Raw genomic sequence first — 24,963 nt, forward strand, 5'->3', positions numbered from 1 at the left:
ATAGTATTACACGAAATTGTAATAACTAATTATTTACTACCGAAGATGACACCGTTGATTGCGCCAGCACCATCACAAATACCTGACGCAGTGATGTCTGCTGCTTTAATTTCACCGGAGGTCAGTGATTTCAGGACAGCGCCACTTTTGGCAACACTAAGATCTCTGCCATCAAGCGAGGTGATATCTTTGCCTGCACCAGCATCAGCTTTCAATGCTTCAACATAATCCCATTGATTACCCATAAGAGAAATTAAATTACGGCATTCTTCGGTTTCCAGTCCGTTTACTGCCAGTACAAATGCTTTGTTCTGTGACGATGACGTGTCTATTTTTGCATTACCCATCTGGAATGCATCATTAGAAACGCCGTTGAATGATTCATCCGGGGAGATTTTGCCCAGTTTCACCAGGGTGACAATAGGTGTTTCAGAGGCTGCCGTTGAAATAGTTGATTTCGTTAACCCTACAATAGTGTCTGCTTTAGGGTAACTACCCTCATCTTTAAATGCTTCAACCATAGAAGTACGGATGCTGTTAGCATTATTCTGAATATCGGATAAATCCTGTGTCGTAAAAGCACGCTGTGCCAGAATAACCACACCGGCGGCAATAACACCGATAATACCCAATACGATGATAATTTCTAGCAGCGTCACACCGCGCTGTTTTCTCATTTCTTGCAGCTTAACTGCTTTGCGGGCCATACTTCCTTTGAGATTGCAAACTAACGTGTTCATTTTATTTCCCTTAAATTAACATAACCCCAGGTAAGGCCTGGGGGACACGTTAAGTCTATGCGGCAATATGAATCACGGAAAGTACCACCCGTAATTTATAAGAATAAATTTATATTTAAAATCCCGATGTTATTTATATTAACATTGCAGAAACAAGCATCATAATATTTTCTTAAGAAAGAATTAAGCTTCACTAATGAGTTATAAACAATTCACATCGTGAATTATCAGATATTCTATTTATTGTAATATTTCATGTATTAAGGATGGAGATTTCTTTAGGCACCCTACTAAAAAGCAAAATTAAAATAACTTTTAATATCATAGTGTTGAACCTTCCGGACCTTCTCATCTACTGTCATGCCAGAAATCAAAAAATTCATCTTCCCGCCTGGCATGCCCGTAACTTAGATTAAGAACTGAAAAGATGATGGCATCTATATATTCATTGTTTATGAATAATTTAATCAAAAAACCGTTTAATTGTAATTTAGTTGTAAATATATATAGTAAAAACAGGATCTTCCATGAAGATAAATTTATTAATTTATCATTATAACCAATTATATAAAGGTAAAAAATAAAGCAGCCCATGTTATTCATGAGGCTGCTTTATTCAAAATTATCTTTCACCCGTTAATAAATATTAACTTAACTTTTATACCGCTTTTACCGCATCAGCAATTCGATGTGCAAATTCAGTGACTTGAGCCTCATTTTCCCCTTCTACCATTACCCGAATAAGAGGTTCTGTACCTGATTTACGCAGGAGTACGCGTCCACGATTACCCAATGCCGCTTCAACCTCCGCCAACGCAGCTTTGACTGTCTCATGCTCAAGCGGATCGCTGGCACCAGCGGTAAAGCGTACATTGACCAGGATTTGCGGGAACATTTTCATTCCACTACACAAATCGTGCAGGCTCATATGATTTCGCACCATGGCTGCAACAACCTGCAATCCTGCGACAATGCCGTCACCCGTGGTTGTTTTGTCCAGCAGGATGACGTGACCTGAATTTTCAGCGCCAATACGCCAGCCCTTTTCCTGCATTTTTTCCAGTACGTAGCGGTCACCCACTTTCGCACGCGTAAAAGGAATACCCAGCTGTTTTAGCGCAAGTTCCAGCCCCATATTGCTCATCAGTGTGCCGACGGCACCACCGCGCAGTTGTCCCTGACGTAAGGCCTCACGAGCAATGATATACATGATCTGGTCGCCGTCGACGCGGTTACCTTCATGGTCAACCATAATGACCCGGTCACCGTCCCCGTCAAATGCAATGCCCAGATGCGCTTTCTCGCTTAGTACGCGCGCCTGCAGCTCCCGTACGTCGGTAGCCCCTACTTTCTCATTGATGTTAACGCCGTCAGGCTCGCAGCCCATGGTGATGACTTTTGCACCCAGCTCACGGAAAACATTGGGGGCGATGTGATAAGTCGCACCGTTAGCACAATCAACCACGATTTTTAGATCATTAAGACTCAGTTCATTCGGGAAAGTACCTTTGCAAAACTCAATATAGCGCCCTGCGGCGTCGACAATACGGCTGGCCTTGCCTAATTCCGCCGAGTCTACGCAGGTGATGTCTTTCTCCATTTCAGCTTCAATCGCCTCTTCCACGTCATCCGGTAACTTGGTGCCGTCAATGGAGAAAAATTTGATACCGTTATCGTAGTAAGGATTGTGCGATGCAGAAATAACGATTCCTGCTTCAGCGCGGAAGGTGCGGGTCAGATAGGCTACCGCTGGGGTTGGCATCGGTCCGGTAAAAGACGCTGATAGTCCTGCAGCTGCAAGGCCAGCTTCCAGCGCTGATTCGAGCATATAACCCGAGATACGCGTATCTTTACCGATGATGATTTTGCGTGAACCATGACGAGCCAGAACCTTGCCTGCCGCCCAGCCCAGCTTAAGTACAAAATCAGGGGTAATTGGCGCGTCGCCCACACGACCACGTATTCCATCAGTGCCAAAATATTTACGGTTACTCATAACGTCTGTTTTCCTTAGCTGATAATGTCGCTTCCACCACACGCATCGCGTCAACGGTCTCTTTTACATCATGTACACGAATAATTTGTGCCCCTTGCATAGCGGCTATCACTGCGCATGCCAGACTCCCACTTAGCCGCTCCGAGGGACCCGAATTAAGTAGCTGGCCTATCATCGATTTTCGCGACATGCCGACGAGGATTGGCAGGCCAAAGTGATGCAGCTCAGATAAACGCGCCAGCAGGGTATAATTATGTGAGAGATTTTTACCGAAACCGAAGCCCGGGTCGAGTAACAATTTGTCTTTTGCAATTCCGGCGGCTTCGCAGCGGGCAATATGATCTACAAAGTAACGTTCTATATCAGCAAAGACATCGTTGTAATGTGGAGCATCCTGCATGGTTTTAGGTTGTCCCTGCATATGCATTAAACAAACGGGCAGACCCGTTTCTGCCGCAGCGGCTAGCGCGCCCGGCTCGTTCAGGGAACGAATATCATTAATGATATGCGCCCCCTTTTTTGCCGCTTCACGAATAACTTCGGGTTTCGAGGTATCTACAGAGATCCAGACCTCAAAACGTTGCGCGATAGCATCGATAACCGGAATAACCCGAGATAATTCTTCATCAACGCTAATATCCGCTGCGCCGGGTCGCGTTGACTCACCACCAACATCAATAATTGTGGCGCCCGCATTGATCATCAGATTGGCGTGTTTAACAGCGTCTACCAGCGAGTTGTGTGAGCCACCATCAGAAAAGGAATCGGGCGTCACGTTAAGAATGCCCATGACATGAGGATAGGCCAGATCGAGTGTCGAGCCATGCGCAACGAGTTTCATGAAAACCTCTGTTATTGTTCTGACAAAAAGAAAAGCCCCGGAGCAATGCTCCGGGGCTTTAGAGTACTACAGTAGAAGACGTATTTGTCGTCAAACTGCGCTTACATGGTGTTACCCGGATTCGGCGTACGGGGTTCATCTACCGGACGCGGCGCGCGCGGTGTACCGTTGCTATCCGAGTTACCAGAATTACCTGCATCTTCCCAGCCTGCTGGCGGACGAACATCACGTCGTGCCATCAGGTCGTCAATTTGTGGAGCATCGATGGTTTCATATTTCATGAGCGCATCTTTCATTGAATGCAGGATATCCATGTTGTCATTTAACAGATGACGAGCGCGATCGTAGTTACGTTCAATCAGCAATTTTACTTCCTGATCGATGATACGCGCAGTTTCATCAGACATGTGCTTCGCTTTGGCGACGCTACGACCGAGGAACACTTCGCCTTCTTCTTCCGCATATAACAGTGGACCCAGCTTCTCGGAGAAACCCCACTGAGTAACCATGTTACGAGCCAGGTTAGTCGCGACTTTAATGTCGTTCGACGCACCGGTAGAAACATGTTCTACGCCATAGATGATCTCTTCCGCCAGACGGCCACCGTAAAGAGTGGAAATCTGACTTTCCAGTTTCTGGCGACTGGCGCTAATAGCATCGCCTTCCGGCAGGAAGAAGGTCACACCCAGCGCACGGCCACGTGGGATAATCGTTACTTTATGAACCGGATCGTGTTCCGGAACCAGGCGACCGATAATCGCATGGCCTGCTTCATGATATGCGGTAGATTCTTTCTGCGCTTCCGTCATCACCATGGAGCGACGTTCCGCACCCATCATGATTTTGTCTTTCGCTTTCTCAAATTCAACCATGGACACGACGCGCTTGTTACCGCGAGCGGCAAACAGCGCTGCTTCGTTTACCAGGTTTGCCAGATCGGCACCGGAGAAGCCTGGCGTACCACGAGCGATGATCGCTGCATCAATGTCCGGCGATAACGGTACACGACGCATATGCACTTTCAGGATCTGCTCACGACCGCGAACATCCGGCAGGCCCACAACAACCTGACGGTCAAAACGGCCCGGACGCAGTAATGCAGGGTCAAGAACGTCTGGTCGGTTCGTTGCTGCGATAACGATAATACCTTCGTTACCCTCAAAGCCGTCCATCTCAACCAGCATCTGGTTTAGCGTTTGCTCACGTTCATCATGACCACCGCCAAGACCCGCGCCACGCTGGCGGCCTACGGCATCAATTTCATCGATAAAAATGATACATGGAGCCGCTTTTTTGGCCTGTTCGAACATGTCGCGCACACGAGAGGCACCAACACCGACGAACATTTCAACGAAGTCTGAACCCGATATCGTGAAGAACGGAACTTTCGCCTCGCCCGCAATCGCTTTAGCCAGCAGCGTTTTACCGGTTCCTGGAGGACCTACCATCAGGACGCCTTTCGGAATTTTACCGCCCAGCTTCTGGAAACGGCTCGGTTCACGCAGATATTCAACCAGCTCCCCAACCTCTTCCTTCGCCTCGTCACAACCTGCAACGTCAGCAAAGGTGGTTTTGATCTGATCTTCCGTCAACATGCGCGCCTTACTTTTACCGAACGACATGGCACCTTTGCCACCCCCGCCCTGCATTTGACGCATAAAGAAGATCCAGACCCCAATCAGCAGAAGCATCGGGAACCAGGAGATAAAGATAGTGCCCAGCAGGCTCTGCTCTTCAGGTGGTTCACCAACCACTTTTACGTTTTTGGTCAGCAGGTTATCAAGTAATTTAGGATCGTTAACCGGAATGTAGGTCGTATAACGGTTACTATCTTTCTTGGTAACGTTGATTTCACGTCCGTTAATACGAGCTTCGCGAACCTGGTCCTGGTTGACCTCTTGCAGGAAGGTAGAGTAGTCCACCTTATGTCCGTTAGACTCGCTGGGCCCAAAGCTCTGGAATACTGACATCAGCACAACAGCAATGACCAGCCAGAGAATTAGGTTTTTCGCCATGTCACTCAAGGGATTAACCTCTTATTACAACTGTGTTAAAAACAGCGTCAGGATACTCTATATCCAGCATCTTTCAAACTTTCGCCTGAAATCAACCGGCTATTACTTTCGCCCGGTCGCTACAATGTATACTTCGCGCGAACGTGCTCGCGAAGAATCCGGCTTACGAACTTTTACTTTCGTAAACAGAGAGCGAATTTCCCGAAGATACTCATCGAAACCTTCACCCTGAAACACCTTCACTACAAAACTGCCGCCTGGTGCTAAGACGTCACGACACATCTCTAACGCCAGTTCTACCAGAAACATTGCACGAGGAATATCTACAGCAGGCGTCCCGCTCATGTTAGGTGCCATATCGGACATAACCACCTGCACCTTACTGTCGCCAACACGTTCCAGTAATGCTTTCAGTACGAGTTCATCACGAAAATCGCCCTGAAGAAAGTCCACACCAACGATAGGATCCATAGGTAAAAGATCACATGCAATGACGCGGCCCTTGCCACCGATCTGGGTGACCACATACTGTGACCAACCTCCTGGAGCAGCACCAAGATCGACAACGGTCATTCCTGGCTTAAAAAGTTTGTCACCTTGCTGTATTTCATCAAGTTTAAACCAGGCACGGGAACGTAATCCTTTTTTCTGTGCCTGTTGAACATATTTATCGCTAAAGTGTTCATGAAGCCAGCGACTTGAGCTGGCAGAACGCTTTTTACCTGTCATTTAACATTCCCATTGGGATAGCTCATCGTAGCCAAACGCGTAATTTTACACGCAGCAGTTTGGCGATATATGGGAGATGGCGGTAGAATGACCCGTTTTCAATCCCAACGTAAGTAAAAATATACGATGAATCTTAGTACTAAACAAAAACAGCACCTTAAAGGTCTGGCACATCCACTCAAGCCTGTTGTTCAGCTTGGTAACAATGGTTTGACCGAAGGGGTACTGGCCGAGATTGAACAAGCGTTAGAGCACCACGAACTGATTAAGGTAAAAATTGCCTCGGAAGATCGCGAGACTAAAACCCTGATCGTGGACGCTATCGTGCGCGAAACCCGTGCCTGTAACGTACAGGTCATCGGTAAAACGCTGGTACTCTATCGCCCAGGCAAAGAGCGTAAAATCTCGCTGCCACGTTAATAATATCCTGATTTAGACACGATTTGTGTTTAAAACGCGAGTTTTAACGTGCAGGGGAGCAAAATGCCATGCTCTTCACGTTGATAAAAGGCCGCTATGCGGCCTTTTTCTTATCTTTACAATCCATCAACATGCTTATGCGGATGCCATTATTAAAGATATTCTACCTTGAGAATTTCAAATTCGACTTCCCCACCCGGCGTACGGATGACCACAACATCATCTTTTTCTTTTCCCACCAGACCACGTGCAATCGGTGAATTTACAGAAATCAGATTTTGTTTAAAGTCAGCTTCATCATCGCCCACGATGCGATAAGTCAGTTCTTCGTCACTGTCCAGATTCAGGACGGTCACGGTGGAACCAAAAATGACGCGACCGTTATTAGGCAGTTTAGTGATATCGATAATCTGTGCATTAGACAGTTTAGCTTCGATATCTTTAATACGGCCTTCGCAAAAGCCCTGCTGCTCACGCGCAGCGTGGTATTCTGCGTTTTCTTTCAAATCACCGTGCTCACGCGCTTCGGCAATCGAGGCAATAATTTCAGGACGTCGTACAGACTTCAGAAAATCCAGTTCTTCGCGCAGTTTTTCTGCGCCGCCTAAGGTCATCGGAATAGCTTGCATTATTATACCTCTTTAACGTTCCTTCAGGAGACCGCAAACCGCCGTCCCCTCTTGTCCGGCCACCTTTCGACAGGACAGAAGCAAAAGAAAACTGACCCGGGGGCAAAGCCCCAGGTCAGCAGCAATTTTTCAATTTGATAGTCATTTTACCTTGAAGTTCACCATGGGTCATCGTTTACTTTGCAGGGTATTGCACCGTAGTATGACGGCTTGTTTCCAGGTTGTTAGCGCGAGATTATGCGATTTTCCAGATTTATCATCGGATTGACTACCAGTTTAGCGTTTTGCGCTCAGGCGGCGAACGTCGAGGAGTATGTTAACCAGCTCCCGGCAGGTGCCAACCTGGCTCTTATGGTACAAAAAGTAGGCGCTCCGGCACCGGAGATTGACTATCACGGTCAACAAATGGCGCTCCCTGCCAGCACCCAGAAGGTTATTACCGCTCTGGCAGCCCTGCTGCAACTTGGCCCGGACTTCCGCTTTACCACCACGCTGGAGAGCAAGGGTAGCGTAGATAATGGCATTTTGAAAGGTGACTTGATTGCCCGTTTCGGTGCTGATCCCACCTTAAAACGTCAGGATCTGCGCAATATGGTTGCCGCGCTTAAAAATGCTGGCGTACAGAAAATTGAGGGCAATGTGCTTATTGATACCTCAATTTTTGCCAGTCACGATAAAGCGCCTGGCTGGCCGTGGAATGATATGACCCAGTGCTTTAGTGCGCCTCCTGCTGCGGCGATTGTCGATCGCAACTGTTTTTCTGTATCGCTGTACAGCGCGCAAAAGGCAGGTGATTTAGCCTTTATTCGGGTTGCTTCATTTTACCCGGTGACCATGTTTAGTCAGGTACGGACATTAGCCCGCGGCTCTGCAGATGCTCAGTACTGTGAACTGGATGTTGTCCCTGGTGAACTGAATCGCTTTACGTTGACCGGATGTCTGCCACAGCGTGCAGAACCGTTACCGCTGGCTTTCGCCATCCAGGACGGCGCAAGCTATGCAGGTGCCATTCTTAAGGATGAGCTAAAACAGGCCGGGATTAGCTATAGCGGTACCCTGCTACGCCAGACTCTGGCAAACGAACCAGGTACGGTCATTGCCAGCAAACAGTCGGCTCCCCTGCACGATCTACTTAAGATTATGCTGAAAAAGTCGGACAACATGATTGCGGATACGGTCTTTCGCATGATTGGGCATTCACGCTTTAACGTACCGGGTACGTGGCGCGCCGGCTCTGATGCCGTACGTCAGATCCTTCGCCAGCAGGTAGGCGTCGATATTGGCAACACAATTATTGCTGACGGGTCAGGCCTTTCACGCCATAACCTGATAGCTCCCGCAACCATGATTCAGGTGCTGCAATACATCGCCCAGCATGACAGTGAACTCAATTATATCTCCATGCTTCCGCTGGCGGGCTATGATGGTTCACTCCAGTATCGTGCTGGCCTGCATCAGGCCGGTGTTGACGGGAAAGTTTCTGCGAAAACGGGATCGCTGCAAGGGGTGTATAACCTGGCTGGTTTTATCACCACCGCCAGTGGACAGCGTATGGCATTTGTACAGTATCTGTCCGGCTATGCTGTACCGCCTGCCGACCAGCGCAACCGCCGTATTCCTCTTGTCCGGTTTGAAAGCCGGCTTTATAAAGATATTTACCAGAATAATTGATGGTGCAAACGACGCATTAATTATTATCCTGACGTGATCGTGGGCATCCGGCATGTAATGAACGGATGCCCACCCCGATCGCTATTCAGGCGTTAATGTCGTCCTGGGTACAATTTTGATAGTAATCAGCCCCACTCCCAGTTTACGTACCGGGGATACTGTGGAAGACCCTAATATACTGCCCTCACGGGTGAGCTCTGGCTCTGGTGGCGAGATATTTATCAGGCGTGTATACATGTCGGCGGTGAAATGCAGCGTTACCTTACCAGGCTGCTGTCCAAAGTAAGCGTATTGCGTTCGATCGCCAATGCTTACCGCGACAGGCTTGTTAATGTTTTTACCAAACGCTTTGGCTTCTATTTCAAGATCGAACTCTTGTGGAAACGGATATTTATACAGCAGTAATACTGAAGGTGCGGCAAGCGCATCAGACCAGCGGCCCCACTCTTCCCTGCGACTCACACCCATCATATTTTCAATGAAATTAGGTTGCCCTTCTAACGCAAATTTAAAAGAGTCTGAGGAGTAACGAATATCCTCTGGTAGGGTCTGCAAAAGCATTTGATCTCTGCGGTAGCGTGCAGTATTAGTGGCACTATCATTTTGGGTGACAACACCCTGGTATTTTTCACCATTAATCTCTTCAACGGTAATATCACCCCCCATTCTCCCCTGACTTACACACCAGTTCATGGAGAGCGCGAGGTTCGATTTCCATACATTGCCCGCCTTAGAACATTTATCTACCCAAAGAAACTGCGTCCCCTCCGGCAGAAAAGCCAGCGTTTTGCGCAATGATGTGTTGTCTCGCTGCTGATCAACCACAGGTATGACTTGATCGGGCAGAATTTCAATGGCTAAAGGAAGATCCCACGAAAAGCTATCAGCGCTGAATTTTTTATTTCGCGTATCAATTGTAAATTTATCAATATGCTCCGGATTCCCCCATAATTTACGGATACTGTCACCCCAGGCAAAAAGCTTATTTTTGAAATCAGGGATGGTTTCAGCCAGTGATTTTGTGCTTACTGAACTGCGCCCGAGGCCAATCTCTCGTCCTCCTCCGAGCAGTTCAAGCACGGTTGCGCCGTTATCCAGAGTGCTTCGCACTCGAGGATCAATGCGAGGCTTAATATCATCGCCCAGGACAAAAAAGAGATCTTTACGCTGCTGTTTATTTAAATAATCTACCGCTACAGCTGTGCTGGGCATCGCCAGATGATCGGAGCTCAGGACGACGAGTGTGTTTTTTCCCCACGGTGACGACTGTATTTTTCTGACAAAGCGTGCAATGTCTTCCTGGCTGCATAATACGGCGCTGAGTGCATCGACTTTTTGCCCTCTCATAACATAGTTATTCTTTTGACAACCTGGCGATATGTACCCTTTTGGCGGGTGGGTATCTACGGTTAAAGCAAACAAAGCAAAGGGTTTACCTGCAGCAGAGAGCTGTTCGAATTTATCCCATGCTTTATCTAATACGATATTATCGTATAGCCCCCAGTTATTCTGTACAGAAAAATCATCCTGCAAACCTGATTCTTCCAGCCCCCAGACATTATCAATACCATGGGTTTTGAAAAAGTTGTCTTTATCAGCGAAACGTAGATTGGCTCCCTGATAAAACCAGTTTTGATAACCGGATTTCTTCAGGATATCGCCCAGACAAATAGCTGTCGGATAAAAACTGCTGACGACGTTTGAATCATTAAAAGTAGAGGGTTTGAACAGGGGTATACCACATTGTGAAGCGACAATACCAGCAATCGTAAAGTCTGTTGCAGGCATCTGTTGGGTACCCGCAAAGTCCAGGCTTTTTTTGCGAAGGGGATCTAAGTCGGGTAACAGGTCGGGGAAAATCGTCTTATCAAAATAGGTTCTTTCTAAACTCTCAGCATAAATATAGATAATATTATACTGCGGATTTTTTATAATCGACTCTTGCTTAATATAGTATTTAGCAAAATCAGAGCCATCCACCGATTTAGTTAACAATGTGCTACCACTTACCTGTGTAATCGTTGGGGAGGAAACTAACGAAATGGCAATCAGTGCGCAGGCCAGCAATGAGTAAAGATGATGTCTGCTGGTTTCGGGTAGTTTGTAACAAAGTAACAGATAAATGAGAATGGAGATAATAATACAGCTTACAATAGCCACTAATACGGGCATGATAAAGTCGCTAAAATCAGCCCCGACAAGCGTATTGCTCAACGTATAAAGCACCGACTGATTAACCCCGTCTCCGGTAAACTGTTGGCAGATTATCCAGAATGCATTCAACACTACGGCCGTGACCGTGAGTATAAAAAAAATACAGAGCAAGCTACTATTTTTCTTTGCTTTAAATCTGAATATAATCGCAGACAGGAACAGGCTAATGCCAGAGATGGCAAGTAAATAAAAAGACATTATCTTTTCTTCCTGAAAGAAGATACATGGCGCACATTATGCGTCAGGACAGAAAAGCAATATTACCGCTAACAATCAGGCCAACCTATGCGGTAACGTAATTTTAGGATTATATTAAGAGCAATTTTAGCGCTAATGCACAAGTACTAGTAATATAAATAACAACTTTAATAGGGCTTATAAATGCTTTATGGTCGGACGTAACTCAAACTGGCTGCTGAACATCCAAACGGCTCATCAAATGACAATTCCCGGCACAATAGCGTCCCGGGAATAAGTAAGCCAGACGTTAACGTTTATAGATGAACTCAACGCCTTCTTCGTCGTCTTCGTCCCAGTCGTCGTCCCACTCTTCGTCGTCTTCCTCGACCTCAGCTTCTTCAAGCTGCTGGCGGTGGTAATCATCCCACATGAACTCAACTTTCTCAGGCTGTTTCTCTTCCTGCGCCTGAGAAATTGGATTCTCAATGATGAATGTCATGACATCCCAGCAGAGATCTTTAACGCCGGTCTGACTGGCAGCGGAGATAAGGTAATATTTATCTTCCCAGCCTAATGCTTCAGCAATAGCTTTTGCCTTCTCTTCAGCTTCTGCTTTATCGAGCAGGTCAATCTTGTTGAATACCAGCCAGCGCGGTTTTGATGCCAGGCTTTCGCTGTATTTTTCCAGCTCGCCAGTAATGATACGGGCATTTTCCACCGGATCGGAGCCGTCAATAGGATCGATATCGATGAGATGCAATAATACCCGGCAGCGTTCAAGATGCTTCAGGAAGCGAATACCCAGCCCGGCGCCTTCAGCCGCGCCTTCGATAAGCCCCGGGATATCAGCAACCACAAAGCTTTTTTCAGTATCCATGCGCACTACGCCGAGGCTTGGAACCAATGTCGTAAACGGATAATCCGCCACTTTCGGCTTCGCTGCGGATACCGCACGAATAAAGGTGGATTTACCGGCGTTAGGCATACCCAGCATGCCCACATCGGCCAGTAGCATCAGCTCCAGCTGTAAATCACGCTTATCGCCCGGCGTCCCCATCGTTTTCTGACGTGGAGTACGGTTAACAGAAGATTTGAAACGGGTATTACCCAGACCGTGCCAGCCACCTTTAGCGACCATCAGGCGCTGACCGTGCTGGGTCATATCACCCATGGTTTCACCTGTACCCTGGTCGATAATACGCGTGCCTACCGGCACCTTAATTGAAACGTCTTTGCCGCGTTTGCCTGTGCAGTCGCGGCTCTGACCATTCTGACCACGCTCAGCACGGAAAGATTTTTCAAAACGATAATCAATCAGCGTATTAAGGTTTTCGTCCGCTTCAAGCCAGACGTCACCGCCGTCACCGCCATCACCGCCGTCCGGGCCACCTCTGGGAATATATTTTTCGCGGCGGAAGCTCACGCAACCATTGCCGCCATCACCTGCAACTACCAGGATGGATGCTTCATCAACAAACTTCATTTTACTCTCCGTAAATCATTCGCCTGAGCGGGACAATCATGCTTACGCCACCGCCCCCATAGACGATGACCAATGGCGGAATACATCGCGCCCGCAACCACGACAAACGCACCGAGATAACCTAAAAGGTTTAACATCGGTCTGGCGAAGAAATCGGGCCAGGCCAGTGATAATAAATCTGAAAATAACAGGGTAAATAACGGCGTCAGGGTAATCAACGCGCTCACCTGAGCCGCCTGCCAGCGCGCCATGGCTTCCGCCAGTGCACCGTAACCGACCAGCGTGTTAAGTCCACAAAAGAGTAGACACAGTAATTGCCAGTTGCTCAACTGCATTATGACCGCAGGTTTAGCCAGCGGCAACAACACCATTGTACATAAAGTGTACAACAAAAGCAGAATTTGCGGGGAGGCCAGGCGTCGTAATAATACTTTTTGCGCCACACCATAGCTTACCCATACCGAGGCGGCTCCAATGCCGAAAATAACACCCCAGGTGTAATCCGTTAGTCGGGTAAAAATTTCCACCAGACTGGTATTAAAAAACATCACCAGGCCGCTTAACAGCGTTATGGCACCGAAGATCTGCGTACCACGCATCTTCTCTTTCAGAACGAGCACGCTGGCAACCATCATACCGACCGGCGAAAGCTGGCCAATAACTTGTGAAGCGGTCGGGCTTAAATATTGCAGAGAGGAACTGAACAGAATGAAATTACCGGCCAGTCCACAGGTTGCGATGATCAGCATCAACAGCCAGCGCGGTGTCCGGAATAAGCGCAGTGATGGCAGCTTCCCTCTACAGGCCAGAATAATGCCCAGCCCAATCGCCGCCATCAGAAAGCGATAAAACACCACCGTGGGCGGCTCCATCACTTCCAGTACCTGCTTCATGGCAATGGGTAACGCTCCCCAGCACATGGCCGTGACGAGCGCTAAAACAATACCAATGCCAGCCTGTTGCTTCATACCCTCTTCCCTGCCAGAGCATCGTCTTTCTGACGCTCGAATGTAAAAAGCCCCGCAACGTGTGCAGGGCTTTCATCCGTTACCGGGACGCGAAAAACTTATTCAGCAACGATGCTGATGTACTTACGGTTTTTCGGGCCTTTCACTTCGAATTTCACTTTACCGTCAGCTTTTGCAAACAGAGTGTGGTCACGGCCACAACCAACGTTGTTACCAGCGTGGAATTTAGTACCACGTTGACGAACGATGATGCTACCTGCCAGAACTGCTTCGCCGCCAAAGCGTTTTACGCCAAGACGTTTAGCTTCTGAATCGCGACCGTTTCGAGTCGAGCCGCCAGCCTTTTTATGTGCCATTTAAATCTCTCCTCAGGTCTTAGGCGCTGATGCCAGTAATTTTTACATCAGTGAACCACTGACGATGGCCCTGCTGCTTACGATAGTGTTTACGACGACGAAACTTAACGATTTTAACTTTCTCGCCACGACCGTGAGCAACAACTTCAGCTTTGATTACGCCGCCATCGACGAAAGGAACGCCGATTTTAACTTCTTCACCGTTTGCGATCATCAGAACTTCAGCGAACTCAACAGCTTCGCCAGTTGCGATGTCCAGCTTTTCCAGGCGAACGGTCTGACCTTCGCTTACTCGGTGTTGTTTACCACCACTTTGGAAAACCGCGTACATAAAAAACTCCGCTTCCGCGCACATCTTTATGTGATACAGAGTGCGCTATAAATATTCACAATAGGGCGCGAATATTACGCAAAACGCGAGCCTTTGACAAGAGCGATCATCACTCCATGCAGAAAAAAAACACAACAATCACTACAACGTTTATCTGGCGCAATTTTACAGTACAATCCACACTATTGTTCCATCATTAAACCTTTGTTATCCCATTTTGACATGTGGTAAACAGGACATTAAGCCCGGCTTTTGCGATGAATTTAGATAAAATCAATGAGTTAACCGCGCAGGATATGGCGGGTGTCAATACAATCATTCTTGAGCAACTCAGCTCGGACGTGACGCTTATTAACCAGCTTGGATACTATATCATCAGCGGCGGTGGCAAGCGTATCCGGCCAATGATTGCTGTTTTGGCCGCCCGTGCCGTGGGTTATCAGGGCAATGCCCACATTACTGTGGCGGCATTAATCGAGTTTATCCACACAGCAACGCTGCTTCATGATGATGTTGTTGACGAGTCTGACATGCGTCGAGGTAAGGCCACTGCCAACGCCGCATTTGGCAATGCGGCCAGCGTGCTGGTAGGGGATTTTATTTATACCCGCGCATTTCAGATGATGACGCGTCTGGGTTCGCTAAAGGTACTGGATATTATGTCTGAGGCCGTTAACGTCATTGCGGAAGGCGAAGTCCTACAGCTGATGAATGTTAACGATCCCGATATTACTGAAGAAAACTATATGCGTGTTATCTACAGTAAAACAGCGCGTTTGTTTGAAGCAGCATCCCAATGCTCAGGTATTCTGGCCGGCTGTTCACCAGAAGAAGAGCGTGCGCTACAGGATTACGGGCGTTACCTCGGCACGGCTTTTCAGCTAATCGATGATTTGCTGGACTACAGTGCTGATGGACAAACGTTAGGTAAGAATGTGGGTGACGATCTGAATGAAGGTAAACCGACATTACCGTTACTGCACGCTATGCAACACGGTAGCGCTGAACAAGCTGCCATGATCCGTTCAGCCATTGAGCAGGGTAACGGTCGTCATTTGCTTGAACCGGTACTGGAAACGATGGCAACCTGTGGTTCGCTGGAGTGGACACGCCAGCGTGCAGAAGAAGAAGCTGATAAGGCAATCACTGCACTACAAATCATTCCTGAAAACCCCTGGCGTGAAGCACTGATTGCTCTGGCGCATATTGCGGTTCAACGCAACCATTAAGCTTTCTCGCGTATAGCGCGAGAAAGTTCTAATAAGTTCCAGCATAAAGTAAAATAATCCTGAGACACTAAACATAGTCTGAAACAACTGGCATTTACTAGAACTTTTTAGAACTAAACTCTCTCTAAGCCTATAATGGCATAGTTGCTGAACGCGCCAATGTTCAGGCAATATTCACAGGGAGATATTATGGAAAAGTTCATCGACTGGCATCCAGCTGACATCATTGCCAGCCTGCATAAAAAAGGGACATCTATGGCAGCGGTGTCACGTGAAAACGGGCTGAGTTCTTCTACACTGGCGAATACATTAGCCAGACCGTGGCCGAAAGGAGAGCTAATTATTGCTAAAGCTCTGGATACCGAGCCATGGGCTATATGGCCTTCACGTTATCACGATCCCGTCACGCATGAGTTTATTGACCGAAGTATTTTGATGCGTAATCGTAAGAAAAAGCAAGATATAGAGTAATTTCTGGGTAAGTGGCCCGTACGGGCCACTGGAAATAAATTTTTGTCAGCGCTCAATAAAGCTGTTATCAATGGTTGATTGCAAAGGACTCAATAAATAATCAATAACCCGACGCTTTCCCGTTTTTATTTCTGCTGTTATATTTACACTTGCGTCTTTATTTCAGAAATCCCTTCCGAATAAACAGAAGTTAACCTCATTAAATTGTTAGTATTAACTATATATGTGGCAAAGCAATCTCCATTACCTATAGCGAAAACCAGGTTCAGAAGCGGCAGGAAAAGCATGCGCCATGACAGCTAAAATGAGGCTTTGCTACATAAAAAATGTATGCATGATAAATAAAAAAGTTTATTTATTTTTGGAAATTATTATTGCCTTTCACCGTACCAGATATAAACACTTCCGGTATTCCAGCGGCAACTCGCTTTAATGAAAATATCAGTACGTACCTTACGACTTCACAGTAGTCATTAAAAAAGCTCCCGACTGTCGGGAGCTTTTAATTATAAAGCGATTACTCGCCTTTAATACGCTCGATGTTGGCACCCAGCGCACGCAGTTTATCTTCAATGCACTCGTAGCCACGATCGATATGGTAAATACGATCGACTACGGTGGTTCCCTCAGCAATACACCCTGCCAGTACCAGGCTCGCAGACGCGCGCAGATCGGTCGCCATAACCTGTGCCCCGGAAAGCTGCTCTACGCCATAGCAAATCGCGGTATTGCTTTCGATTTCGGCATGCGCCCCCATGCGGATAAGTTCCGGAATATGCATAAAGCGATTTTCGAAAACAGTTTCCGTGATCACGCCGGTACCTTCGGCCACCAGGTTTAACAAGGTAAACTGCGCCTGCATATCGGTTGGGAACCCTGGATGCGGAGCGGTACGCACATTAACGCCTTTCGGGCGCTGGCCGTGCATATCAAGGCTTACCCAGTCTTCACCGGTTTCAATGTCAGCACCGGCTTCACGCAGTTTGGCCAGCACCGCATCAAGCGTGGCCGGCTGTGCGCCGTGACACACAATTTTGCCGCCTGAAATCGCCGCAGCCACCAGGAAGGTCCCGGTTTCAATACGGTCCGGCAGAACACGGTAGACACCGCCACCCAGACGCTCAACGCCCTCGATGGTAATGCGGTCGGTACCCTGGCCGGTAATTTTTGCTCCCAGGGTATTGAGGAAGTTGGCCGTATCGACAATTTCCGGCTCGCGCGCAGCATTTTCGATGACCGTTGTTCCTTGAGCCAGCGTTGCCGCAGACATAATGGTTACGGTTGCGCCGACGCTCACCTTATCCATCACAATATGCGCGCCCTTCAGGCGACCATCAACGGAGGCTTTTACATATCCTTCCTCCAGCTTAATGGTCGCGCCGAGTTGCTCAAGACCCGTAATATGCAGATCGACCGGACGCGCACCAATGGTGCATCCGCCTGGCAGAGAAACCTGTCCCTGACCAAAGCGGGCGACCAGCGGTCCCAGCGCCCAAATCGACGCACGCATGGTTTTGACCAGATCGTACGGTGCACAGAAAACGTTCACTTCGCTGGCATCAATGTGCACGGAGCCATTGCGTTCAACTTTTGCCCCAAGCTGGCTGAGCAATTTCATTGAGGTATCGACATCTTTCAGCTTAGGTACGTTCTGGATCTCAACCGGATCTTCTGCCAGCAGTGCGGCGAAGAGGATCGGCAGGGCCGCATTTTTGGCACCTGAAATGGTGACCTCGCCCTGGAGCCGGGTCGGACCCTGAACTCGAAATTTATCCATTGATCGTGTCTCTTGTAAATTCGTGGATGAGGCTGATAACAACGCTATGCTGATTTGTCGAATGGCACGGTACTTACCCGGCCTGCATCAAAGATGATACAGGTCGGTAAATCGGGCGGCCGGACAGCAGAAAGCGCGGTCAGCAATGTGAATAGCAACTCGCTTATGCCAGTCGCTTAAAAACCATTGAGTTTACGATCGCGCGCCCACTCTTGCGGCGTGTACGCTTTGATCGACAGAGCATGAATGCGATTGTCCGCAATGTACTCCATTAGCGGGGCATAGATGCTTTGCTGCTTCTTAACCCGGCTCATGCCGTCGAATAACTCACCCACGGCAATAACCTGAAAGTGGCTGCCATCGCCGGAAACGTGGACTTCTGTAAGAGAGAGTGCATTCATCAGCACGGTCTGAATTTCATGATTTTCCATGGGCTCTAGTATCATCTGGTAGTAAAACAGCCCAACATCTTAGAGCAAAGTGGCGCTGTCTTAAATAAGCAAAAAGCCTCGCATGCAAAACAGGCGAGGCTATCGGATTTAACGGATTGATAATGTTAACGAGGAAGAACATCATCCGGCAGATTATAAAGCTGCGCCAGGGTGTAAACCTTCTCGTCGACGCCGTCGAGTGAAATCGTTCTGCCCTGTCGTTTTGCCAGGGCAACCAGATGGACCAGCAACGCCAGCCCTCCGGTATCAACACGAGAAATCTGGTTAAGATCGATGCGTGTTACGCCATGCATCGCGTCCTCGCGTGCCTCCCACAGGGGAGTCAGCACGTCCTGGTCCAGCTCTCCCGCTAACGCCAGCGTGTCACCGTCCCGTGTCCAGCTGAGTTGCTGCGTCATTATTTTTTCTCATCCAGGGTAATTTTCTGGCGAGAAATCGACTGTAGCTGGGCAGTCAGGCCATCAATGCCTTTAGTGCGCAGCAGATCGCTCCATTCGTTCTGTTTGGTGGTGATCATACTGACGCCTTCGGCAATCATGTCATAAGCCTGCCAGTTACCGCTCTGGGAATTTTTACGCCACTGGAAATCCAGGCGAACCGGCGGACGACCGTTAGGATCGACGATGGTTACGCGAATAGGTACGATAGTCGCATCGCCCAGCGGTTTTTCCGGGGCAATCTGATAAGACTGGCCGTGGTACATGGCCAGAGCCTGACCGTATGCCTGCTTCAGATATTCACGGAACGCGGCGAAATAAGCCTCACGCTGCGCAGGCGTAGCCTCTTTGTAATAGCGTCCCAGTACCAGCGCACCGGCATATTTTACCTGCACATAGGGCAGCAGTTCCTGATCGACCACTTCGCGTAGGTAGTCAGGGTTGGAGCGGATCTTCGGCTGCTCATTTTTCAGGCGATCGAAAGTTTTTTGCGCGGCCTGCTCCATCAGCTTATACGGATTGGACTGATCGGCAGCGGTTGCGGCGGTAAGTGGCGCAATTACCAGCATGGCGACCATTAGTAAACGTTTGAACATGTCTCGTTTCTCCTGAAATTAATTCGTCGTACCAGCGGGGGTAGCGGCATCAGTATGGCCGTCAGCCGCTGCCGGTGCATCGGTTGTATTCTGATTGTCGCCACCTTTACTGTTGTAAAGGAACTGGCCGATCAGATCTTCCAGCACCATCGCGGATTTGGTGTCCTGAATCGTGCTTCCTTCCTTAAGCATAGACGTTCCCAGCTCCGGATCGTCAAAACCTACGTTCAGCGCCAGATACTGCTCGCCAAGCAGGCCAGAGGTGCGAATTGCCAGGGAACTGGTATCCGGGATCTGGTTGTAGCGATCTTCAATATCCAGGGTAACACGCGGAAGGTAAGTTTTCGGATCGAGGGCGATATCCGCCACACGACCAATCACCACGCCGCCGATCCGTACCGGTGAACTGGATTTAAGACCGCCGATGTTATCGAAGGTTGCGTAAACGCGGTAAGTGGGTTCGGTACGTAAGGAGGTGACATTTGCCGCTTTCAGACAAATAAACAGTGCTGCCAGTAGCGCGACCAGCAGAAAAATACCCACCCATATTTCACTCTTTTTCGTTTGCATGAACTCAATTCCCAAACATCAGTGCAGTCAGCACAAAATCCAAACCAAGAACGGCCAGCGAAGCGTGAACAACCGTACGCGTAGTGGCCCGGCTGATCCCGGCAGAAGTAGGGATCGCGTCATAACCATTAAATAACGCAATCCATGTAACCGTAATGGCGAACACTACGCTTTTAATCAGACAGTTAATCAGATCGAGACGGAAATCGACGGCGCTATGCATTGCCGACCAGAAAAATCCGGCGTCAATACCTTTCCAGCTTACGCCAACCAGCGAACCGCCCCAGATCCCGACCGCGACAAAAATGATGGTTAACAGCGGCAGCGAGATCACTCCTGCCCAAAAACGCGGTGAGATCACCCGACGCAGGGGATCGACCGCCATCATTTCAAGGCTGGAGAGCTGTTCCGTGGCGCGCATCAAGCCGATTTCAGCCGTCAGGGCAGAACCCGCACGGCCAGCAAATAACAGCGCGGCAACCACCGGCCCCAGCTCGCGCAGCAGCGATAGCGCCACCAGCATTCCGAGGCTGGTTTCAGCGCCATAGGTAGTGAGAACCAGATAGCCCTGAAGTCCCAGCACCATGCCGATGAAAAAGCCGGAAACCAGAATGATCACCATCGACAGTACGCCAACGTTGTATAGCTGACGCATAAGCAGCGGCGCATGTTTACGAAATTCGGGTTTGCCCACCAGCGCGTTGAATAACATCAACCCGGCGCGCCCAAACGTAGATATTGTCTTGATACCGCGATGTCCGAGCGCAGACAGTGCATTTAACAGCATGAGTAACTTAACTCCCTGTGCCGAGTAAATCGTGGTGATAGTCGCCAGCGGGATAGCGGAACGGCACCGGGCCGTCTGCAATACCGTCCAGAAATTGTCGCACTCTGGGATCGGCGTTATTTTGTAACACCTGTGGACTGCCGTGGGCGACAATTTTCTTGTCCGCCACAATCCACGCATCGTCAGCAATGCTCAATACTTCAGGCACGTCGTGTGAAACCACAATGCAGGTAATGCCGAGCGCGCTGTTTAGTTCAGAAATCAGCTTCACCAGAACGCCCATCGTAATAGGATCCTGACCCACAAACGGCTCGTCGAACATAATAAGATCCGGCTCAAGCGCAATTGCCCGTGCCAGCGCCGCCCGGCGAGCCATACCGCCTGACAGCTCGGACGGCATCAGTTTAGCTGCTCCGCGTAATCCGACAGCCTCAAGTTTCATCATTACCGTGCTTTTCAGTAATGCCGCAGGCAGATGCGTATGTTCACGCAGCGGGTAAGCGACATTATCGAATACGTTCATGTCGGTGAACAGTGCGCCAGATTGAAACAGCATACTCATGCGCTTACGCACAATGTACAGCCGTGAACGTGACATATCAGGCACGCTTTCGCCATCAAAAAGGATCTCCCCCGAATCAGGAGGAATTTGTCCACCAATCAGCCGCAGCAGCGTCGTCTTACCGATCCCCGACGGTCCCATGATCGCAGTGATCTTCCCGCGAGGCACCGACAGCGAGATATTATCGAAAATCAGGCGATTACTGCGTGAGAAGCTGACGCCCTTAATATCGACTAAATTCGCCATAGTCTGACTCATCGATTGTTCCTTTCATTAGACCTCTCAGAGGAAGCGTGAAGCGTTGTAACGCTACAATCCCGGCATTTTTACCAAATGTTACCTGCCGGGTAAGCGAAACAGGCACCTGTTTTATGGCTACGGCACATAACGTTAAAATCGCTACCCTGCCCCGGTTCTTCCTGGCCGCTTCGGTTGAATAGAGCAAGCGGGGGATTATACCTGAAGAAAAGAGATATGATGCTTTTCCCGTCGCCTCTGTTAATAATCGGTTTAGCAATATCATTAACCGCCTCTTTCCTGAGCCTTTTACTGCACCTATTTCCCGTGCATTCTGATATCCTGCGACGCAAATTGCCGCTACTGTTAATGATATGTTCGCTGAGACAGGTGGCAAATGAACGCAGCAATCCCTTCAGAATAGACGGCATTTGTCTGCCGGGACTGGCTGTATTCTGCTATTCATTGTTAAAATCGCCCATCTGCCGGGGTAAATGACTGACAGATAACGGTGCCCTGGCGCTATCAACGGGTGTTTTTTTATAGCACGGCCGTCTTGCTGTACGGCTGCCGCCGATTTTTATGTATTGAAACGGACACGTACTATGTCGCAACTAGATTTACAGCCAGATTTTGACTTTCAGCAGGCCGGTAAAGAGGTGCTGGAGATTGAACGTGAAGGTTTAACTGAACTTGATCGCTTCATCAATCAGGATTTCAGCCGGGCCTGCGAGCGCATTTTTCACTGCGCGGGCAAAGTTGTCGTGATGGGGATGGGGAAATCCGGCCACATCGGTAGAAAAATGGCAGCCACTTTTGCCAGCACCGGTACCTCGGCGTTTTTTGTCCATCCGGGTGAAGCGGCACATGGCGATCTGGGGATGGTAACGCCGCAGGATATCGTTATTGCTCTGTCAAACTCTGGTGAATCTAATGAGATCCTGGCGCTTATTCCGGTACTAAAACGTCTGCGCGTGCCGTTAATCTGCATGACCAGTCGTCCGGAAAGCAGCATGGGTCGCGCCGCTGATATTCACCTGTGTGTCAAAGTACCGCGTGAAGCCTGCCCGCTGGGGCTGGCTCCCACGACCAGCACGACCGCTGCGCTGGTGATGGGTGATGCGCTGGCCGTTGCGCTGCTGAAAGCGCGGGGCTTTACTGCCGAAGATTTTGCGCTCTCTCATCCGGGCGGTGCGCTTGGCCGTAAACTGTTATTGCGGGTGAACGACATCATGCACACCGGCCGCGACATCCCGAAAGTGGCAAAAGAGGCTTCCCTGCGCGATGCGCTGCTGGAGATCACCCGTAAAAATCTCGGTATGACCGTCGTTTGCGATGACAATATGAAGATCGAAGGGATCTTTACCGACGGTGACTTACGCCGCATCTTTGATAACGGTGAAGACCTGCGCAGCCTGAACATTGCCGAGGTAATGACGCCAGGCGGCGTTCGTATTCGCCCGGGTACGCTGGCGGTTGATGCGCTGAACCTGATGCAGACCCGCCACATTACCTGCGTCATGGTTGCCGATGGCGACCAATTGCTGGGTGTGATACATATGCATGATCTGCTGCGCGCAGGCGTAGTGTAAGAAAGGATAAAAGAATGAGTAATGCTGGTGCCGTTGTGGCAACCTGCTATGGGCCGGTAAGTGCGCAGATGCTGGAGCAGGCAAAAAAAATACGCCTGCTGATCCTTGATGTGGATGGCGTATTGTCCGACGGGCTTATCTATATGGGCAATAATGGCGAAGAGTTAAAGGCATTCAACGTGCGTGACGGCTATGGCATTCGCTGCGCGCTCACCTCCGGTATCAATGTTGCCATTATTACCGGGCGTAAAGCTAAACTAGTAGAAGACCGTTGCGCCACGCTCGGCATCACGCATCTTTATCAGGGACAATCAGATAAGCTGCTGGCCTACCGCGAACTGCTGGAGAAACTGGCGCTGTCGCCAGACGAGGTCGCCTATGTCGGTGACGATCTCATTGACTGGCCGGTAATGGCCGAGATTGGGCTTAGCGTCGCGGTAGCGGATGCACATCCGCTTTTACTGCCACGCGCGCACTATGTCACGCGTATTGACGGCGGGCGTGGAGCGGTACGTGAGGTCTGCGATTTATTACTCCTGGCGCAGGGCAAGCTTGATGAAGCCAAAGGGCAATCGATATGAGTAAAACCAGACGCTGGGTTATCATTTTGCTGTCGCTGATTGCGCTGATTTTAATCGGCGTAAACCTGGCGAGTAACGATGATACTGAAACAAACACGGTATCTTCAAACGATCCAACCTACCGGAGTGAGCATACCAGTACGCTGGTGTACAGTCCGGAAGGTGCGCTCAGTTATAAGCTGGTTGCTCAGCACGTTGAGTATTTTTCAGATCAGGCCATTACGTGGTTTACCCAACCGTTACTGACAACGTATGACACCACTAAAACTGAAACCTGGTCAATTAAAGCGGATAAAGCAAAGCTAACTAACGATCGGATGCTGTATCTTTACGGCCACGTTGAGGTAAACGCCCTGACTCCGGATGCTCAACTACGCAAAATTACAACGGATAACGCCACGATAAACCTGATCACGCAGGATGTAACCTCTGACGATTTGGTGACGTTATACGGTACGACATTTAATTCCAGCGGCCTGAAAATGCGCGGAAATTTACGCAATAAAACTGCCGAGCTGATTGAAAAGGTTAGGACCTCATATGAAATTCAAAACAAACAAACTCAGCCTTAAGCTTGTACTGGCCAGTACGCTTCTGGCCGCCAGCCTGCCTGCGCTGGCTAAAACGGGTGATACCGAACAGCCTATTCATATTGAGTCCGATCAGCAGTCGCTGGATATGCAGGGCAATATCGTGACGTTCACTGGTAACGTTGTTGTAACTCAGGGAACGATCAAGATTAATGCTGATAAAGTCGTTGTAACGCGTCCGGGCGGCGAAAAAGGCAAAGAAGTGATCGACGGCTACGGTAACCCGACGACGTTCTACCAGATGCAGGATAACGGCAAACCGGTGAAAGGCCGTGCGTCACAAATGCACTATGAACTGCAAAATGATTTCGTGGTTCTTACCGGTAAAGCTTTTCTTGAGCAGGTGGACAGCAATATCCAGGGCGACAAAATTACCTATCTCGTAAAAGAGCAGAAAATGCAGGCATTCAGCGAGAAAGGCAAACGTGTCACTACCGTTCTGGTACCATCGCAGCTGCAAAATAAAAGTAACGATCAGGCCCCGGCTCAGAAAAAGAGTAACTAATCCA

Annotated in this window: 26 protein-coding genes; 8 read left to right on the forward strand and 18 right to left on the reverse strand. The window is 49.0% G+C overall.

Going from position 1 to position 24,963, the window contains the following annotated elements; genetic code table 11:
* Positions 1 to 29 precede the first annotated feature (29 nt).
* The 5 genes from AC791_RS02545 to rlmE all read right to left on the reverse strand — a co-directional run bounded on the left by AC791_RS02545 (position 30) and on the right by rlmE (position 6,321).
* Positions 30 to 740, reverse strand: a complete 711-nt coding sequence (locus AC791_RS02545; RefSeq protein WP_049838910.1) for a type IV pilus major pilin — start codon at positions 738 to 740, stop codon at positions 30 to 32.
* 658 nt (positions 741 to 1,398) lie between these two features.
* Positions 1,399 to 2,736 (reverse strand): phosphoglucosamine mutase, encoded by a 1,338-nt coding sequence (glmM, locus tag AC791_RS02555; RefSeq protein WP_049838912.1) that lies wholly within the window; start codon positions 2,734 to 2,736, stop codon positions 1,399 to 1,401.
* Positions 2,729 to 3,577, reverse strand: a complete 849-nt coding sequence (gene folP / locus AC791_RS02560; RefSeq protein ID WP_049838913.1) for a dihydropteroate synthase — start codon at positions 3,575 to 3,577, stop codon at positions 2,729 to 2,731. The genes glmM and folP overlap by 8 nt, the downstream gene beginning before the upstream one ends.
* A 101-nt stretch (positions 3,578 to 3,678) precedes the next feature.
* Positions 3,679 to 5,592 (reverse strand): ATP-dependent zinc metalloprotease FtsH, encoded by a 1,914-nt coding sequence (gene ftsH, locus AC791_RS02565; RefSeq protein ID WP_049838914.1) that lies wholly within the window; start codon positions 5,590 to 5,592, stop codon positions 3,679 to 3,681.
* Positions 5,593 to 5,694: 102 nt separating this feature from the next.
* Positions 5,695 to 6,321, reverse strand: a complete 627-nt coding sequence (rlmE, locus tag AC791_RS02570; RefSeq protein WP_049838915.1) for a 23S rRNA (uridine(2552)-2'-O)-methyltransferase RlmE — start codon at positions 6,319 to 6,321, stop codon at positions 5,695 to 5,697.
* A 126-nt stretch (positions 6,322 to 6,447) separates the two neighbouring features.
* On the opposite strand from rlmE, the gene yhbY reads away from it, so the two are divergent.
* Positions 6,448 to 6,741 (forward strand): ribosome assembly RNA-binding protein YhbY, encoded by a 294-nt coding sequence (yhbY, locus tag AC791_RS02575; RefSeq protein WP_049838916.1) that lies wholly within the window; start codon positions 6,448 to 6,450, stop codon positions 6,739 to 6,741.
* 152 nt (positions 6,742 to 6,893) lie between these two features.
* Here yhbY and greA read toward each other — a convergent pair whose 3' ends face one another.
* Positions 6,894 to 7,370, reverse strand: coding sequence for a transcription elongation factor GreA (greA, locus tag AC791_RS02580; RefSeq protein WP_049838917.1), 477 nt, complete (start codon positions 7,368 to 7,370; stop codon positions 6,894 to 6,896).
* Between the two features lie 237 nt (positions 7,371 to 7,607).
* Here greA and dacB point away from each other — a divergent pair, with 237 nt between their 5' ends.
* Complete coding sequence (gene dacB, locus AC791_RS02585; protein ID WP_049838918.1) at positions 7,608 to 9,041, forward strand: serine-type D-Ala-D-Ala carboxypeptidase; 1,434 nt, start codon at positions 7,608 to 7,610, stop codon at positions 9,039 to 9,041.
* An 81-nt stretch (positions 9,042 to 9,122) separates the two neighbouring features.
* Here dacB and opgB read toward each other — a convergent pair whose 3' ends face one another.
* The 5 genes from opgB to rplU all read right to left on the reverse strand — a co-directional run bounded on the left by opgB (position 9,123) and on the right by rplU (position 14,573).
* Complete coding sequence (gene opgB, locus AC791_RS02590) at positions 9,123 to 11,453, reverse strand: phosphatidylglycerol--membrane-oligosaccharide glycerophosphotransferase (RefSeq protein ID WP_049838919.1); 2,331 nt, start codon at positions 11,451 to 11,453, stop codon at positions 9,123 to 9,125.
* Positions 11,454 to 11,742: 289 nt separating this feature from the next.
* Positions 11,743 to 12,918, reverse strand: a complete 1,176-nt coding sequence (gene cgtA, locus AC791_RS02595) for an Obg family GTPase CgtA (RefSeq protein WP_049838920.1) — start codon at positions 12,916 to 12,918, stop codon at positions 11,743 to 11,745.
* Positions 12,915 to 13,886 carry a DMT family transporter gene (locus AC791_RS02600; RefSeq protein WP_049838921.1) on the reverse strand — a complete coding sequence of 324 codons (972 nt, stop codon included), beginning with the start codon at positions 13,884 to 13,886 and terminating at the stop codon, positions 12,915 to 12,917. Before AC791_RS02600 ends, cgtA begins: the two co-directional genes overlap by 4 nt.
* A gap of 98 nt (positions 13,887 to 13,984) precedes the next feature.
* Positions 13,985 to 14,242 (reverse strand): 50S ribosomal protein L27, encoded by a 258-nt coding sequence (gene rpmA, locus AC791_RS02605; RefSeq protein ID WP_049838922.1) that lies wholly within the window; start codon positions 14,240 to 14,242, stop codon positions 13,985 to 13,987.
* A gap of 19 nt (positions 14,243 to 14,261) precedes the next feature.
* Positions 14,262 to 14,573, reverse strand: a complete 312-nt coding sequence (rplU, locus tag AC791_RS02610) for a 50S ribosomal protein L21 (protein ID WP_015960603.1) — start codon at positions 14,571 to 14,573, stop codon at positions 14,262 to 14,264.
* Positions 14,574 to 14,830: 257 nt separating this feature from the next.
* Between rplU and ispB the strand changes: the two genes are divergently transcribed.
* The gene (gene ispB, locus AC791_RS02615) at positions 14,831 to 15,802 is read left to right on the forward strand and encodes an octaprenyl diphosphate synthase (RefSeq protein ID WP_049838923.1); all 972 of its coding nucleotides are present in this window, start codon (positions 14,831 to 14,833) and stop codon (positions 15,800 to 15,802) included.
* A 189-nt stretch (positions 15,803 to 15,991) separates the two neighbouring features.
* Positions 15,992 to 16,273: a DNA-binding transcriptional regulator SfsB gene (sfsB, locus tag AC791_RS02620; RefSeq protein WP_049838924.1), complete on the forward strand. Its 282-nt coding sequence runs from the start codon at positions 15,992 to 15,994 to the stop codon at positions 16,271 to 16,273.
* Positions 16,274 to 16,790: 517 nt separating this feature from the next.
* Here the strand turns inward: sfsB and murA are convergent.
* The 7 genes from murA to mlaF all read right to left on the reverse strand — a co-directional run bounded on the left by murA (position 16,791) and on the right by mlaF (position 21,712).
* Positions 16,791 to 18,050: a UDP-N-acetylglucosamine 1-carboxyvinyltransferase gene (murA, locus tag AC791_RS02625; protein ID WP_049838925.1), complete on the reverse strand. Its 1,260-nt coding sequence runs from the start codon at positions 18,048 to 18,050 to the stop codon at positions 16,791 to 16,793.
* A gap of 176 nt (positions 18,051 to 18,226) precedes the next feature.
* Positions 18,227 to 18,481 carry a BolA family iron metabolism protein IbaG gene (ibaG, locus tag AC791_RS02630; RefSeq protein WP_049838926.1) on the reverse strand — a complete coding sequence of 85 codons (255 nt, stop codon included), beginning with the start codon at positions 18,479 to 18,481 and terminating at the stop codon, positions 18,227 to 18,229.
* Between the two features lie 125 nt (positions 18,482 to 18,606).
* The gene (mlaB, locus tag AC791_RS02635; RefSeq protein ID WP_049838927.1) at positions 18,607 to 18,900 is read right to left on the reverse strand and encodes a lipid asymmetry maintenance protein MlaB; all 294 of its coding nucleotides are present in this window, start codon (positions 18,898 to 18,900) and stop codon (positions 18,607 to 18,609) included.
* Positions 18,900 to 19,535, reverse strand: a complete 636-nt coding sequence (gene mlaC / locus AC791_RS02640) for a phospholipid-binding protein MlaC (protein WP_049838928.1) — start codon at positions 19,533 to 19,535, stop codon at positions 18,900 to 18,902. The genes mlaB and mlaC overlap by 1 nt, the downstream gene beginning before the upstream one ends.
* An 18-nt stretch (positions 19,536 to 19,553) precedes the next feature.
* Positions 19,554 to 20,105: an outer membrane lipid asymmetry maintenance protein MlaD gene (gene mlaD / locus AC791_RS02645; protein WP_049838929.1), complete on the reverse strand. Its 552-nt coding sequence runs from the start codon at positions 20,103 to 20,105 to the stop codon at positions 19,554 to 19,556.
* A gap of 4 nt (positions 20,106 to 20,109) precedes the next feature.
* The gene (mlaE, locus tag AC791_RS02650) at positions 20,110 to 20,892 is read right to left on the reverse strand and encodes a lipid asymmetry maintenance ABC transporter permease subunit MlaE (protein ID WP_049838930.1); all 783 of its coding nucleotides are present in this window, start codon (positions 20,890 to 20,892) and stop codon (positions 20,110 to 20,112) included.
* A 7-nt stretch (positions 20,893 to 20,899) separates the two neighbouring features.
* On the reverse strand, positions 20,900 to 21,712 hold the full coding sequence (gene mlaF / locus AC791_RS02655) for a phospholipid ABC transporter ATP-binding protein MlaF (protein WP_049838931.1): 813 nt from the start codon (positions 21,710 to 21,712) through the stop codon (positions 20,900 to 20,902).
* 584 nt (positions 21,713 to 22,296) lie between these two features.
* On the opposite strand from mlaF, the gene kdsD reads away from it, so the two are divergent.
* Genes kdsD through lptA form a run of 4 tightly spaced genes read left to right on the forward strand, consistent with a single transcriptional unit; the run spans position 22,297 to position 24,959 of the window.
* Complete coding sequence (kdsD, locus tag AC791_RS02660; protein ID WP_049838932.1) at positions 22,297 to 23,283, forward strand: arabinose-5-phosphate isomerase KdsD; 987 nt, start codon at positions 22,297 to 22,299, stop codon at positions 23,281 to 23,283.
* Positions 23,284 to 23,297: 14 nt separating this feature from the next.
* Positions 23,298 to 23,864: a 3-deoxy-manno-octulosonate-8-phosphatase KdsC gene (kdsC, locus tag AC791_RS02665; RefSeq protein ID WP_049838933.1), complete on the forward strand. Its 567-nt coding sequence runs from the start codon at positions 23,298 to 23,300 to the stop codon at positions 23,862 to 23,864.
* On the forward strand, positions 23,861 to 24,436 hold the full coding sequence (lptC, locus tag AC791_RS02670; protein WP_049838934.1) for an LPS export ABC transporter periplasmic protein LptC: 576 nt from the start codon (positions 23,861 to 23,863) through the stop codon (positions 24,434 to 24,436). Before kdsC ends, lptC begins: the two co-directional genes overlap by 4 nt.
* Positions 24,405 to 24,959: a lipopolysaccharide ABC transporter substrate-binding protein LptA gene (lptA, locus tag AC791_RS02675; RefSeq protein ID WP_049838935.1), complete on the forward strand. Its 555-nt coding sequence runs from the start codon at positions 24,405 to 24,407 to the stop codon at positions 24,957 to 24,959. The genes lptC and lptA overlap by 32 nt, the downstream gene beginning before the upstream one ends.
* The last annotated feature ends 4 nt before the right edge of the window (positions 24,960 to 24,963 follow it).

Origin of the sequence: Klebsiella sp. RIT-PI-d (assembly GCF_001187865.1) — a bacterium.
Classification (GTDB): Bacteria; Pseudomonadota; Gammaproteobacteria; order Enterobacterales; family Enterobacteriaceae; genus Superficieibacter.

Excerpts from the sequence above, each read along its gene's own strand:
- AC791_RS02545 (WP_049838910.1), bottom strand. The coding sequence starts at position 740 with ATGAACACGTTAGTTTGCAATCTCAAAGGAAGTATGGCCCGCAAAGCA.
- glmM (WP_049838912.1), bottom strand. The coding sequence starts at position 2,736 with ATGAGTAACCGTAAATATTTTGGCACTGATGGAATACGTGGTCGTGTG.
- folP (WP_049838913.1), bottom strand. The coding sequence starts at position 3,577 with ATGAAACTCGTTGCGCATGGCTCGACACTCGATCTGGCCTATCCTCAT.
- ftsH (WP_049838914.1), bottom strand. The coding sequence starts at position 5,592 with ATGGCGAAAAACCTAATTCTCTGGCTGGTCATTGCTGTTGTGCTGATG.
- rlmE (WP_049838915.1), bottom strand. The coding sequence starts at position 6,321 with ATGACAGGTAAAAAGCGTTCTGCCAGCTCAAGTCGCTGGCTTCATGAA.
- yhbY (WP_049838916.1), top strand. The coding sequence starts at position 6,448 with ATGAATCTTAGTACTAAACAAAAACAGCACCTTAAAGGTCTGGCACAT.
- greA (WP_049838917.1), bottom strand. The coding sequence starts at position 7,370 with ATGCAAGCTATTCCGATGACCTTAGGCGGCGCAGAAAAACTGCGCGAA.
- dacB (WP_049838918.1), top strand. The coding sequence starts at position 7,608 with ATGCGATTTTCCAGATTTATCATCGGATTGACTACCAGTTTAGCGTTT.
- opgB (WP_049838919.1), bottom strand. The coding sequence starts at position 11,453 with ATGTCTTTTTATTTACTTGCCATCTCTGGCATTAGCCTGTTCCTGTCT.
- cgtA (WP_049838920.1), bottom strand. The coding sequence starts at position 12,918 with ATGAAGTTTGTTGATGAAGCATCCATCCTGGTAGTTGCAGGTGATGGC.
- AC791_RS02600 (WP_049838921.1), bottom strand. The coding sequence starts at position 13,886 with ATGAAGCAACAGGCTGGCATTGGTATTGTTTTAGCGCTCGTCACGGCC.
- rpmA (WP_049838922.1), bottom strand. The coding sequence starts at position 14,242 with ATGGCACATAAAAAGGCTGGCGGCTCGACTCGAAACGGTCGCGATTCA.
- rplU (WP_015960603.1), bottom strand. The coding sequence starts at position 14,573 with ATGTACGCGGTTTTCCAAAGTGGTGGTAAACAACACCGAGTAAGCGAA.
- ispB (WP_049838923.1), top strand. The coding sequence starts at position 14,831 with ATGAATTTAGATAAAATCAATGAGTTAACCGCGCAGGATATGGCGGGT.
- sfsB (WP_049838924.1), top strand. The coding sequence starts at position 15,992 with ATGGAAAAGTTCATCGACTGGCATCCAGCTGACATCATTGCCAGCCTG.
- murA (WP_049838925.1), bottom strand. The coding sequence starts at position 18,050 with ATGGATAAATTTCGAGTTCAGGGTCCGACCCGGCTCCAGGGCGAGGTC.
- ibaG (WP_049838926.1), bottom strand. The coding sequence starts at position 18,481 with ATGGAAAATCATGAAATTCAGACCGTGCTGATGAATGCACTCTCTCTT.
- mlaB (WP_049838927.1), bottom strand. The coding sequence starts at position 18,900 with ATGACGCAGCAACTCAGCTGGACACGGGACGGTGACACGCTGGCGTTA.
- mlaC (WP_049838928.1), bottom strand. The coding sequence starts at position 19,535 with ATGTTCAAACGTTTACTAATGGTCGCCATGCTGGTAATTGCGCCACTT.
- mlaD (WP_049838929.1), bottom strand. The coding sequence starts at position 20,105 with ATGCAAACGAAAAAGAGTGAAATATGGGTGGGTATTTTTCTGCTGGTC.
- mlaE (WP_049838930.1), bottom strand. The coding sequence starts at position 20,892 with ATGCTGTTAAATGCACTGTCTGCGCTCGGACATCGCGGTATCAAGACA.
- mlaF (WP_049838931.1), bottom strand. The coding sequence starts at position 21,712 with ATGAGTCAGACTATGGCGAATTTAGTCGATATTAAGGGCGTCAGCTTC.
- kdsD (WP_049838932.1), top strand. The coding sequence starts at position 22,297 with ATGTCGCAACTAGATTTACAGCCAGATTTTGACTTTCAGCAGGCCGGT.
- kdsC (WP_049838933.1), top strand. The coding sequence starts at position 23,298 with ATGAGTAATGCTGGTGCCGTTGTGGCAACCTGCTATGGGCCGGTAAGT.
- lptC (WP_049838934.1), top strand. The coding sequence starts at position 23,861 with ATGAGTAAAACCAGACGCTGGGTTATCATTTTGCTGTCGCTGATTGCG.
- lptA (WP_049838935.1), top strand. The coding sequence starts at position 24,405 with ATGAAATTCAAAACAAACAAACTCAGCCTTAAGCTTGTACTGGCCAGT.